Below are 13968 nucleotides of genomic sequence, written 5' to 3'. Positions count from 1 at the left end.
ATTTATTTATATAGTTGTGATGAAGGCGCCATGGTATTGCTCGTGTTTTTATTAGGCTCACTACCCATATTAAACTGGAGCGCGCCACCTTCAATTATTTGTTTATGCGTGATAAAATTAGTTTCTAAAGTCTCGCCATTTAAAGTAACGGACTGGATGTAGATATGCTTTGGACTGTTATTAAGCACAGTGATTTTAAAAGTCTTTCCATTTTCTAAGTTGAGCGTTGCCGAATCAACACTTGGCGATCCAAAAGCATAGACTCCTTGTGCTGGATTGACCGGATAAAAACCTAAAGCACTAAAGACGTACCACGACGACATTTGGCCGCAATCTTCATTACCACAATGGCCGCTAGGCTCATTTTGATATTGGGTTTCTAGAATTTCGCGGACCAACTTTTGGGTTTTCCATGGTTTACCAACATAATTATAAAGATAGGCGACATGATGACTCGGTTCATTACCATGTGCATATTGGCCAATCATTCCGGTACTGAAAATGGGTAATTTATCGTCAGGAAGCGGATTTAACGAAAACATGGAATCGAGTTTTCTTTCGAATAGTTCATTGCCACCAACCCGTTCGGCTAGACCTTCAATATTGTGTTGCACGGACCAGAAGTACTGCCAAGCATTGCTTTCGCAAAAATGTGCGGAATACGCTTTAGGGTCAAAATCGGCTATAAAAGTACCATCTTCCAATTTTGGACGCATAAAGGTGCTTTGGGTATCGTAAACATTACGCCAGTTATCGGAACGTTTTAGAAAGGTATTATAATCTTCCGTTTTTCCTAACGCTTTAGCGAATTGCGCAATGCACCAATCGTCATAAGCATATTCCAAGGTTTTGGATACCGACCAATCATCGCCGCCTTCACCAATAGGAACATAGCCTAAGGCCATGTATTTATCAATTTCTCTCGACGCATCTGTGGCACTGGCGATGCAGGCTTCGTATGCCAAATCAGCATCAAAATTTTTAATGCCTTTAAAATAAGCATCCACAATCACCGGAACAGCGTGGTAGCCAATCATCATATTGGTTTCATTGCCCTGCATGGACCAAACGGGCAACAATCCTGTTTCCTTGTAATGAGCCAGCATGGAATTGACCATATCTGACACGTGTGTAGGATGTACGATGGTGTAAAGTGGATGTGCTGCGCGATAGGTATCCCATAATGAGAACGTATCGTAACGGTCAAATCCGTCAGCCTTCATGATGGTATCATTGGCGCCTTTGTAGTTGCCATTAAGATCACTCAATAAGGTTGGCGCCAACATGGACTGGTACAACATGGTGTAAAAAATTCGTTTTTTCGTGTCATCAGCTACGGTGATGTTGATCTTATTGAGTTGGGTTTCCCATTTATTTTCTGCTTGATGTTTTAGTGCTTCAAAATCAAAATGTGCCGCTTCAATTTCCAAAGATTTATAAGCGCCTTCAATACTTGCGGAAGACACCCCTGTTTTTAAGACGATTTCCTCGCCCTCTGAGGTTGTATAATCCAGAATAATTTTGGTGTTTTTGTGAGTGACTGGAGAACTTGTCAGCGAGTCATTTTTAAAGACCTGATAGCTTTTGAATGGCTTTGAAATTTTAATAACAAAATAAACCCTCTGGTCTTTTGCCCAACCTGTAGATTTTCTGTAGCCCTCAATAGTGGTTTCATTTACCACATTGATATGTGTTTCGGTAGGACTGTCCCAATTTAAAGCGTAACCTAAATCGATATGAATTTGCGTACTGTCGTCTTTAGGGAAGGTATATTTATGAATTCCTGTGCGTTCGGTGGCGGTCAATTCCGCTTTAATACCATAATCTAACAAGTCTACGGTATAATAGCCTGGAGAGGCGGCTTCTTTGTCGTGAGAAAAACTTGAAAAAGGTTTAAAGCTGTTGGCTTCCATACGCTCAGAAAAGCGACTGTTGGTTGGCATTACCAAAATATCGTAAAGATCACCAGCGCCGGTACCGGACAAATGCATGTGCGAAAATCCAGAAATTATGGAATCTTGATAAAAGTAACCCGCAATACGGTCCCAACCTGGGATGCCGATATCGGGACTCAACTGTACCATCCCGAACGGAACGGTGGCGCCAGGATATGTATTCCCCGGTCCATCCGTACCAATAAACGGATTCACATATTGGGTTAATTTCTTTTGAGGTACTACAGTCTTAGGTGCTTTGCAATGCCACAAAAACCCCATACTCATCAGACCAATTACCACAATTTTTCTCATTTCTCTCTATTCTCTATTCTCTTTTCTCTTTTCTCTTCTCTCTGTTCTCTTTTCTCTACACTACAGCCCATGTACCTTACACTATAGCCACCTTCGATTTCCCATTTTTATACCCAAACCACACAATGTACGCATAGCACAACACTATAAAAATCATGGCATTTTTAAACGCTATCTGATCGGTTAAAAACCCGAACGTTGGCGGAATTATGGCACCACCCACAATGGCTGTACACAACAAGCCTGAAGCTTTAGGTTTTAAATGCCCAATGCCGTCAATCGCTAAGGTGAAAATGGTTGGGAACATGATAGAATTGAACAAACCAACCGCCAAAATACTCCACATGCTCACCAAACCGACGGTACTAATAGATAGTACAATCAAGCTGATGGAAATGGTTGCGAAAATCGCCAAGACTTTTCCTGGCTGCATAATTCTGGTAAGATAAGCGCCTGCAAACCTTCCAATCATCGCACCGGACCAATAAAATGTGACAAACACACCCACGACGGCTTTATCGTCTTTATCTGCCAAACCTGAATTTAGAATGGTTTCTGCTATAGACCGCATCACACTAGATTCTTTGATTACGGAAACCAGGTTCATATCTAAAAAGTAGTTGACCAAATAGCTCCCAATGGCTACTTCAGCACCTACATAAAAGAAGATACCCAATACGCCCTGCATCAATTTTTTATTCTTTAAGGCTTCTCTATAAGTTCCCGTAGAAGTTTCCGAAATCATGGTAGGCAACTTTGCGAACAAGAAAATAACCGCGATCAAGCCTATAAAAAGCGCCAAGCCCAAAAATGGTGTTTGCACGGCTGCAGCTTCTGCGGAGAGGTACGCTTCCTTCGCCGAACCTTCTAATACTGCAATTTCTTCCTTGGTTTTTATCACATCGCTTAAAATAAACAAGGCGCCAATTGCTGGCGCGATAGCGGTGCCTAAGGAATTGAAGGCTTGGGAAAGGTTTAATCTACTCGACGCGCCTTCTTCAGAACCCAAAACTGCTACAAACGGATTGGCAGCCACCTGTAAAATGGTAATCCCTCCTGCCAAAATGAAATACGCCAACATAAAGATTCCAAAGATGCGATAGGATGCCGCGGGATAAAACAGTAAACAACCCAAAGCCATGGTCAATAATCCGAGAATGATTCCTTTTTTATAGCCGATTTTGGAAAGGATATAACTTGCCGGAATGGACAGTAAAAAATAAGCTCCAAAAAATGCAAATTGAACCAGTCCTGCCTGAAAATAAGTTAAGGTAAACAATTCACGCAATCGCGGAATTAGGGAGTCGACCAACACAGTTATAAATCCCCAAAGGAAAAATAGGATAGTCAATAAAATAAATGCGGAGCGGTATGATTTCTGGTTTGACATAGGTTATGTGTTAGTTAAAGCTTCCTTTTATTTCTTTAATAGTCTGTAAATACGCATCTGTTAGTTGTGGGCCGTCAAAAAATGTCACGCCTTTTGCGCCGTTGTCTTTAGCGTAATGAATGGCTTCTTTGAGTTCCTCCGCAGATGTAAACGGCGGCACAAAAACGCCAGTGTTCAGAAGGACATTCTTAGATTCCAAATCGGTGACGCCTTGTTTGGTAGCGTAGCCAATCCAATCGATTTCTTCGTTGTAAAAGCCGTGGTATATCATCGGATAAACGGCATCAATATTCCATTTATCCCAACGTTGGCGCACCATATGGTCCGCCATTTCCGGATAAGGAAAAACGGCAGCGGTTAATTTCTTGTTGTGTTTATGGACGATCTCGTAAGCGTCATTAACCAAGTTTCTAATGGCATTCAAACGGAAGTTCTTCCATTCCATGTCAATAGCGGTATTGTTACTTTCCAGTGGGTTTTTATGATGGATTTTTTCGAAGGCACTGATACAGGCTTCACAATAACAGAAGTCGTATTCTGCCATTTCAGTATCTTGGGTAAGGTTGTATTTAGGCAGTAATCCTATCGGTAGGAAAATATCCGGAAAGCGGATATAATCGAGATGTACACTTTCAATCCCATCCACTTTAGCCATACGTTCTACCAAACTTAAAATATGGTTTCGGGACGCTTCTCTAGTAGGGCAAAGCCATTGGTAATAGTTTACGTAAGGCTGGGTGTCATAGCACGATTTGCCATCTCTGCTCACCATATACCACTCCGGATGTTTCTGAGCAATGGTGTCGCCCGGTCGGTTGACCGCCCACATCCAAGCGTGAACTTTAAGATCTTCCTTTGCTGCAATGGCCACCAATCGCTCCAATTCTTTAACATCTGTAGCCGTGTTGATTAACAACTCGTCAATTCCACCTGCCTTATAGCGTTTAAATTCGGCAGCGTAATCTTCGCTAGATTTGTCTTTGTTGGAGGTGATCCAAGTGCCAAAATTAAAACTTGCTTCTTCTGAAGGTTTTGTATCCGCAGTTTCCTGCTTCCGTTCCATTTGATTACAGCTGACCAACCCTAAAACGATCAGTATAAAAAATAAAAAGTTGGTTTTCATCCGAAAGCGATTTAATATAACTTATTAGTTTAAATTTTCGAAAAGCGCATTCAACAATTCCTGATCCTTATCAAGACTATACTCCCAAAACATCGCGCCACCTAAGCCCTTTTCTTTGATATAATTCGCTTTCAACTTAATTTCCTTTGGGGTATCCCAAGATACAAAAATGTTGTCTGTTTCATTCCATAGATAGGATGCTTTTGCCGATTCGTCGTACATTTTTTTATACTTTCCGGATTTTAGCTTTTCAAGAATTTGCCAGTAGGAAATGATATAGCCACCTTCATTAGCCGACGAGTACAAAGGAACCTCTGTTGGTGCTACTTTCTCCCATTGTCTGCCATAAAATGGAATACCCAAAACGAGTTTGTGCACAGGAACGCCAGCAACAATATGTCTTTCAATAGCTTCAACACCACTATTCCCGCCATATTTTTCCTTATCTGATGGATATAAATTGGCGTGGTGCCCGGTTTGATACATCCAGCCTTGATAAAAATCGTAGCCCATCACATTAATAAAATCAAGGTACTCATGCGCCTCTCCTAAATTGGTATTATCTATATACGCCTGATCAGCGCCAGTAGCAATAGTCAATAAATAATGAGTGTCGTCTTTTTCACCTTGCACATCGAGTGCTTCACGAATCGCTTTTAAAAGCAACGTGAAATTATCTTTATCTGACGGACGGAAGACGTTGTCTTCGGCGCGTTGGCCTGGATATTCCCAATCTAAATCGACCCCATCAAATTCATGTTTTTTAAGGAGCGCCACACAACTTTCTGCAAATATTTTACGCGACTCCTCATATGCAGCCATAGTTGAAAATTGATCAGACCAAACCCATCCTCCTACAGAATACAATACTTTTAAGTCGGGGTTTTGTTGTTTGAGTCCGATAAGCGTCGCAATTTTAACGGCATCAGTGTCGAGTTCAAAAGCCGCTTTACCTTCTACAATATTGGCAAAGGCAAAATTGATATGGGTCAGTTTTGTGGCGTCAATTTCTGAGAAATCATAATCTTCATATCCTGCCGCATAACCGATGATTTTCATATCGACAGGTTCTGCATCCTCCTTGGAGACCTCTTGAGCTTCAACTGGTAATTCCGATTTTTCAGGTGCATTGTTGCAGGCAAAAAACAGGGGTAATAGGACCATAAATTTTATAAATCTCATCTCTTTTTTGTTTTAAAAAAATGCCATTGGTTTTAGTTGTAATTATTATTTTGACGTCATGCGTCAATTATAGAGCTCCTTTAATTCTAAAAACCGTTGCTAATGTATTAGGTCGATTTGCTGGCATTGTAAGTACAAGCTTATTATTGTCTTGTTTATACTCGATTTTTTGGTCACTACCAATCATCTCAATAGCGCTTATTTTGCCTGGCTTTTGTTTTGATTTTAAACCTAAAGTTGGTAATTCAATTTCCCCCTCCGCTGGATTCAGCACAAACATGTACAGCACATCTCCGTTTGTAGTAAACCGCACTTCATCACTCCCATAAGCAGGACTAGCTAGCGTTCTTTCATTGAAATGCTCCTCGCTCTTTTGCTTTTTTAAGGCTTCAAGATCTGCTTCCCCAATGCTACTATTTTCTAGTACCTTGAGATAAGAATCCAGATTGTCTCCATATATTTTCCAAGGTTTGCTGGCGTAAATAGCTTCACTATTGAGGTGTATCCACGCACCAACGTCATCCAAAATTAGTTTTTGGGTGGTAGGGATGGTGCCATCACGTAACAATTCAACATTCAGCACGAGATTACCATTTTTACTATTGTAATCGGCCAAGGTTTCGATAACGGTTCTTGCGCTATGGCGATAATCCAACCCGCCTTCATCTTCTTTATAAAACCAAGTACGGAGGGTTGTTATCCCTTGCCACGGAAAAGCTAGTATTTCAGAAGCCCCACCACGTTCAATATCTTTAACGGTTGTGGGTTCACTGCTAAATTTACCCGCTAAAACCGCATCAATTTTTCCATTGCTCTGACGTTTTTTGTTGAAATAAGTGGTGCTCACCGTCTTTCCATAATCGCCATAAGGAAAATTATACCCATCAAACCACAGGTAATCTAAATCATATTTTGTAACGAGTTCGGTGTGGCGTAACTTCCAGTTTTCCTTTACGGATTCAATATACTCAGGAGTCCGTTTTGCTGGTGGCAAACCGTATAAGTCGGCAGGATCCAAACCTTCCCACCATTTGCCTTTTCCATCTTCAATAGTCATATGTCCATCATAAGGAATGCCCTTATAAGGTCCTGAAGTGTCAGCTCCAAAAGCAGGTTCCCACCAACCCAAAAAGCGGTCATCATGAGAACTCACCCCAAACCTCATGTTATGTTTTTTAGATGACTTCTCAAACTGCCCAATGATATCTCGTTTTGGTCCCAAATTAACGGAATTCCAAGGATGATAGGTGGAATTAAAATTATCAAAATGATCGTGATGATTGGCTAAGGCAACAAAATACTTTGCGCCAACACTTTTGAAATATGAAACAAGCGCATCCGTGTCTAGCTTATCAGCTTTCCATTCATTGAGCACATCTTTATATCCAATTTCAGTTGGATGGCCATAGGTTTTATTGTGATAGGCATAAGCGTTTCTCCCCCATTTTTCATGTTTCACGTCTTCCATATACATGTGTCTCGCATACCAACCTCCGCCTTGCATTGGCTCGGTTTGCGCACCCCAATGTACCCAAATTCCAAATCGGGCTTCTGTATACCACGCAGGGAATTCATAAGTTGCACTGAGTTCTTCCCATGACAATTCTTTGTCCTGTGAAAGAGCAGGGAAGCTCAAAAATCCGATTAGGAATAAAATTAAAATGTGTTTATTGAACTCCATGTTGGTTATTTTTAAATTTAGTTTGTCCTGCGCATGGCAAAATTAATTTTAAGAAATAAACTTCTTGTGTCTTTGAGGGTGGCCGAGACCTCACAGGTTTTATAAACCTGTGAGGTCTCTAACCGCTAAATCTTTTATTATTCTATTTTTATTTTATTATAAATTTACCATCCTCTTTTAAAATCAACAATTTATTTGAAAACGGACTCATAACTGAAATCGTCCATCCAAAACCATGATTTTCTAGTTTTGGTGTTATCGTTTTCCCGTCAACAATGATAGGGGATGAAGATAGTTTTTCAATAGACGTTATCCAAGCAGCATGAGCTTCAAAATGAGTCTTTTGCGCGCGATACAATTCATACAATGCCCATTTGATTTTTTCGTCATTTGGAATTTCAAACGTATCTTTTACTCCAGCTTCCTTTGAAGAAAAATAAACATAGCCCCAATGTTCAGGTTCGTGCATGTTAATGACACCTTGTGGCGACCACACCCAATTGTATTCTGGGAGGTAATTGCCTTCCGCATCTTTCTTGCGTCCGTAAGCACCGTCATTGAGTTGGTAATCCCAATTGACTCTAGAAAAATTCACGCGCCAAAAGTCGTCTTTAGGTACATTTTCTTCAAAATAGGCTTTCTTGAAAACAGACCACGGAATGGCAATTTCGAGCATCCATCCTTTATCAGTATCCTTCGGATTATTTAAAGTGCCGTCAATGGTTATGGCGGATTTCATTCCCGTAGCCATCCAATCGTTTAACACCACATTATCTTCGCGATAGGGTTTTGACACAAATAAATCCCAAACGGTGTTGATGGCGTTGATCTCAATTTCATAATAATTATGGGTATCGCCAGTGGGGTCGATAAACACTTCAAAATCGTTATTATGAAAAATAATCGCGTCGTGTTCTGTAATATCTGCCCACACATGTGGCTCTTCCATTTTGGCTAAAATGTAGAAATAAGTACTATCCCATAACATTTTTGCCTGGGTATTGTAAGTCGGTTTTTTGACCCCTTCAATATCAATAAACAGATCGGTCCATTCCACTTTATTCCAAGAGGCATCAGCATCCTTTCCATCAACCTTTATAGAATCAGCCGTGTGATAGGCAATATAGCTTTTAGGAATTTTACTGTTAGTTGTTTGGGCAAACGCTGTCAGAGACATACACCAAAAGCATACTAACGCATATCGAAATCTCAAATCCATCAAAATTGTTTTTATAAACTGTTATCTTTTGTAAACTGTATCACTTCACTCAACTTTCCGAATGCCAAAGCCACCACGGTATCTGCGGCACCGTAATATACGGCCAATTTATCTTCTTTGGTATCGTGCAAGGCGGCGCAAGGGAACACCACATTAGGTACATCGCCCGTGGTTTCATAAAGTTCGGCTGGACCTAGTAAATAGGGTTGTGTTCTATATTTAACTTTATCGGGTTGCTGTTCGTCCAAAATAGCAGCACCCATGGCGTAACGGAATCCGTTACAGGTATTGATAACGCCGTGGTACAACATCAGCCAACCGTCATCAGTAAGAATAGGAATTGGACCCGCCCCAATTTTGGTGCATTGCCATGCACTGTCCACAAACGGCGTGGCTTTCATCACACAACGGTGCTCTCCCCAGTACTTCATATCTGGACTGTAGCTGATGTAAATATCTCCAAATGGCGTGTGACCGTTATCACTTGGGCGACTTAACATAGCGAATTTGCCGTCTATTTTTTGAGGGAATAAGACCCCGTTTCTGTTGAATGGTAAAAAGGCATTTTCACACTGGAAAAATTCCTTAAAATCGTAAGTGTAGGCAATACCGATAGTTGGCCCGTGGTACCCATTACACCAGGTAATCCAATACCGATCTTCAATAAAAACCACGCGAGGGTCATATTTATAATCGGATTCTATCATCTCTGTATTTCCAGCCTGCATCACAATCGGGTCATGATTGATCTCCCAATCGATGCCGTTTTTGCTAAAACCAGCAAAAATATTCATTTGCACTGCTTTATTATCACACCTAAAAACACCGGCGAAACCATCTTCAAAAGGCACTACCGCACTATTAAAAATACTGTTGGATGATGGAATATCGTATCGGTTAATAATTGGGTTTTCAGAATAACGCCACATCACGTCGTTACAGTTGTCAGGCTTATCTTGCCATGGAATTGAATTCATCTGCTTTAATCTTTATATTTTTTAACTTTATCTAACCAAGTGAATTTTAAAATAAGGGTGGTAATGCCAAATATCAATACCGCTGTCCACGCTTTTGGGTAGTCTCTGATCAGGAAGTAGATGGGCAATAAAATCATACTCGATTGCCAAACGACACCCACCACACAATTTAACATATCACTTACAAAATCTTTATTTTGAGTTGCCTCACTATTATCCTTTTGCAAAGCGTTATACACAGGCTTCCACCAACCCCATGGGCGTACGTTTGAATAAAACGTTTTTAAAGTTTCCATGGAAGTAGCAGGCGTCAATAATGTTCCTAGAAATGAGCCTAATAATGATACTACAAAAATAAACGGAAACATATAAATGGCAGGTATCTGTGAAACATCATACAGCCAGGTTCCTACTTCAAAATTACCCTTATTTTGGTCTAATAAAAACTGTAATGTAGCCACAAACAATCCTGAGGTCATTCCCCAAAAATAGCCCCAACCGTTAAAACGCCACCAAATCCATTTCAAGAAATTAGCGGCAACATAACCTCCATAAAGTGCACTGGTAATCCAGAGCGTTATGCTATTGATGGATCCGGCAAAGAATCCCATCGTTACCCCGAGAATCACAAGGGCAAAAGAAGCGATATGGCTTGCTTTTATATAATGCTTATCTGTTGCTACAGGTTTAAAATATTTTTTATAAATATCATTTACAATATAAGCAGGACCAGAGTTTACAAAGGCTGAGAAAGTCGACATAAACGCGGCTAAAAGTCCAGCTAGCAACAGGCCTTTAATACCAACGGGCACATGCTCATTGATGACTTTAGGCAGAATAACTTCTAAATCGGCGCCGGTTAATGTGCCAGAAGCTGCCATTCCTGGTGCCAAATACACCAATCCAAGCACCACAATACCACCAATAAGCAAATACCGCGGAATAAAAAGCACCAAGTTAGTAAATCCGCTCATATAGGCGGCTTCTTTAACTGATCGAGTGGAAAGGATGCGTTGCATATCATAACTAGGTGTTGGCCCAGCTATACTGGCAAAAAAACCTTTAAAAAGTGACATCCCGATAAAAGCGCCAAACATTTTATAACCTTGGGTATCGATCAAACTATTAAATGCGGCATACTTTTCAGACCATGAACCTTCCAGTTGATTGGTAAACAAAATACTAGACCATTCTGTTGAAATCACCTCATTAATTTGAATATCAGTAACGGTAACAAACGCATAACCCGCAATCAGAATTCCTGCAATAACCATGATACCATATTGCAACACTTCTGTAGCAACAACCGAAAACATCCCCCCTTTAATAGTGTAAATAGTGGTAAGGAATATGATAATAAGCGCATAATTTTGATCTGAAGTTAAGAACACATCTCCATTCATCATAAGGGTTAAATCCCATGGTAAAATAATGCTCATAAATTTACCAACACCTTCAAAAAAGTAAGCAATAAATCCGATGGAGGCCACTACGGCAAAAATAGCCACAATTAAATGTGATGCCCTTCCTGCTTTCCCATCACCAAAACGGGTTAAAATCCACTCTGAACCCGTCATGATATTGGAACGGCGAATCCAAGCAGCCAAGAAAATCATGATGAAAATCTGATTCCAGATGGGCCACATCCACATAAACATGAAACTTTTAGCGCCATAGAGAAATAGAATCCCAACCATCCAGGCGGTTCCGGAAACATCAAACATTCCTGAACCGTTGCTCAACCCTAAGTAATACCATTTGATACTTTTGCCTCCAAGAAAGTAAGAGTCCAAGCCTTTAGAAGCGCGTTTGGAAATCCAGATCCCTACCGCCAAAGTGATGATAATATAGAGGACTATAATTGATACATCTATAATTCCCATTAGTCTGTAGTAGTTTTAGCGGTGCCCCACTGTTTGTTAGGCGTTGCGCCCATTACAAAATGTAGCGTTCCGCCTTTTAAAATAACATCATGAGCAATGGCTGTTTTATTAAAGGCTTTGCCATTAAGTGTTGCCGATTGGATATAGAAATTTTTGTCTGAAACATTTTCTGCTTCTATAACAAATGACTTTTTATTAGGTAGATTGATGCTTGCCTTTTCAAAAATTGGGGTCCCTATTTCATACTCTCCAAAAGCTGGATTCATTGGGTACAAACCAACTGAACTCAACACATACCAAGCACTCATTTGTCCGCAGTCTTCATTACCACTCAATCCATTTGGTGTGGTATTATACTGCGTATCCATAATATGACGTGCCCAATATTGTGTGCGCCAAGGTTGGTCAGCATGATTAAACATATAGGCAATATGATGACTTGGTTCATTGCCGTGTGCATACTGACCGATAAGTCCTGTAATATCTGCAGAAATATTATCGCCAGTAATTTCAGAACTCTCGGAAAACAATTGCTCTAAACGGCTGGTGAATTTTTCGTTACCCCCGTGAAGTTTTATAAGGTTATCGACCGCATGTGGCACAAACCAACTGTGTTGCCACGCGTTACCTTCGGTATAATCCGTTTGTTCCCTGTGGTTGGAGTGTTTCGGATCAAAAGGTTCGTTCCAAGAATTTCCGGCGACAGATTTTCCGCGCATAAATCCGGACTCGTTATCAAATAAATGTTGGTAAGCTTTAGAACGCTCTGAGAAATACTGATAATCCTCTTCCTTACCTAGTGCTTTCGCCATTTCTGCCACGCACCAATCGTCATAGGCATATTCCAACGTGATGGTTACAGATTCATCCAACAAACTGTACGGAATATAGCCGTACTTTTTATAGTGATTGAGGCCACGCTCGTCTTGCATCATGGTAGTTTTCATGGCCTCGTAAGCGCGTTCGGCATCAAAGCCTCGGATTCCTTTTTTATAAGCTTCCACAATTACAGGGATGGAATGGTAGCCCGTCATGGTATTCGTTTCTTTACCGTACAATGTCCAGACCGGTAATATATCTCTGACTTCATAATACGCTAACATGGAATTGACCATGTCAGAAACTCTATCTGGCGCAATGATGGTTAATAATGGATGTTCTGCCCTAAACGTATCCCAAAGTGAAAGTGTAGAATATGCCGTATAATCCTTAGCCGTAACAATACTGTCATTCTCCATTCTGAACTGGCCATTTTTATCGCTAAAAGTAACTGGCGCCAATTGGGTGTGGTACAATGCCGTATAAAAAATGGTTTTTAAGGAATCAGTTGGGCTCTCCACTTCAAAGGAAGCCAATGCCGTATTCCATAGCTTTTCCGCAGCTGTTTTTGTCTTATCAAAATCAAATCCGGACGTTCCCATATTGTCTTTGGCGTTCTCTATACTCACAGACGACAAGGCTACTTTTGCCAATAATTCAGGGCTCTTTTCGTTCGGATCAAAGACTACCTGAATGGACGATTGCACGCCTTCATGATCGCCGTCTTCAAAAACCTGACCATCTACATACAATTTATAATCGGCAATGGGTTTTGAAAATTTAGCCACAAAAAATACTTTTTGATTCTGTGCCCATCCGGTGCTATGGCGATAGCCGCTAATAGTGTAGCGGTCTTCTACTTTTAGGGATGTTGCAACCGCTTTATCCCAATTGATTGCGAATCCTAAATTAATAATTACCGACTGCTCATCATCTTCTTTAAAAGTATATCGGTGATAGGCCGTTCTTTTTGAAGTGGTCAGCTCCACATTCACATTATGATCTTCTAAAAATACCTGATAATAGCCAGGTGTTGCAGTTTCCTTGCTATGACTGTAGGACGACTTGTAAGGCAGGCTGTCTCGAGACGTCGGATTTAAAGTTAAATCGGCCGCTTTATTAGTTGGCATTAAAAGAATATCTGCCAAATCGCCAATGCCCGTTCCGCTTAGGTTTAAATGGCTAAATCCGATAACCACATCATCAGAATAATGGTAGCCTGAGCACCAATCCCAATCGCTGATGCCATTTACAGGACTCACTTGTAGCATTCCAAAAGGCACAGTAGCACCTGGATAGGTATGGCCATGACCTCCAGTTCCGATAAATGGATCGACATAACTAATGGCGTCTGGTTTTACTTCTGCAGTCTTTTCTACTTTGTCATTACAGCCGACAAGCAGAAGTGCGGATAAAAAAATTAAGTATCTTTTTTTCATGATTAT

9 protein-coding genes are annotated in these 13968 nt (G+C 40.7%); all 9 read right to left on the bottom strand.

Features of this window, described 5'->3' with window-relative positions; all coding sequences use genetic code 11:
- Positions 1-2 precede the first annotated feature (2 nt).
- On the bottom strand, positions 3-2249 hold the full coding sequence (locus JEM65_RS03965) for a GH92 family glycosyl hydrolase (protein ID WP_199597282.1): 2247 nt from the start codon (positions 2247-2249) through the stop codon (positions 3-5).
- A 76-nt stretch (positions 2250-2325) separates the two neighbouring features.
- Positions 2326-3639: a sugar MFS transporter gene (locus JEM65_RS03960; protein ID WP_199597281.1), complete on the bottom strand. Its 1314-nt coding sequence runs from the start codon at positions 3637-3639 to the stop codon at positions 2326-2328.
- Between the two features lie 10 nt (positions 3640-3649).
- The gene (locus JEM65_RS03955) at positions 3650-4762 is read right to left on the bottom strand and encodes a putative glycoside hydrolase (RefSeq protein ID WP_199597279.1); all 1113 of its coding nucleotides are present in this window, start codon (positions 4760-4762) and stop codon (positions 3650-3652) included.
- Between the two features lie 24 nt (positions 4763-4786).
- The gene (locus JEM65_RS03950; protein WP_233530516.1) at positions 4787-5944 is read right to left on the bottom strand and encodes a glycoside hydrolase family 18 protein; all 1158 of its coding nucleotides are present in this window, start codon (positions 5942-5944) and stop codon (positions 4787-4789) included.
- Between the two features lie 67 nt (positions 5945-6011).
- A complete protein-coding gene (locus tag JEM65_RS03945; RefSeq protein ID WP_199597277.1) occupies positions 6012-7625 on the bottom strand; it encodes an alpha-L-fucosidase in 1614 nt (537 codons plus the stop codon).
- Between the two features lie 148 nt (positions 7626-7773).
- A complete protein-coding gene (locus JEM65_RS03940; RefSeq protein WP_233530515.1) occupies positions 7774-8802 on the bottom strand; it encodes a carbohydrate-binding family 9-like protein in 1029 nt (342 codons plus the stop codon).
- Between the two features lie 53 nt (positions 8803-8855).
- Positions 8856-9821: a glycoside hydrolase family 130 protein gene (locus JEM65_RS03935; protein ID WP_199597273.1), complete on the bottom strand. Its 966-nt coding sequence runs from the start codon at positions 9819-9821 to the stop codon at positions 8856-8858.
- Between the two features lie 5 nt (positions 9822-9826).
- Positions 9827-11704 carry a sodium:solute symporter family protein gene (locus JEM65_RS03930; protein ID WP_199597271.1) on the bottom strand — a complete coding sequence of 626 codons (1878 nt, stop codon included), beginning with the start codon at positions 11702-11704 and terminating at the stop codon, positions 9827-9829.
- On the bottom strand, positions 11704-13962 hold the full coding sequence (locus JEM65_RS03925; protein ID WP_199597269.1) for a GH92 family glycosyl hydrolase: 2259 nt from the start codon (positions 13960-13962) through the stop codon (positions 11704-11706). The genes JEM65_RS03930 and JEM65_RS03925 overlap by 1 nt, the downstream gene beginning before the upstream one ends.
- Positions 13963-13968 lie beyond the last annotated feature (6 nt).

This window comes from Gelidibacter salicanalis (genome assembly GCF_016469035.1).
Taxonomy (GTDB): domain Bacteria; phylum Bacteroidota; class Bacteroidia; order Flavobacteriales; family Flavobacteriaceae; genus Gelidibacter; species Gelidibacter salicanalis_A.
This window is presented reverse-complemented; position numbering and strand designations above follow the sequence as displayed.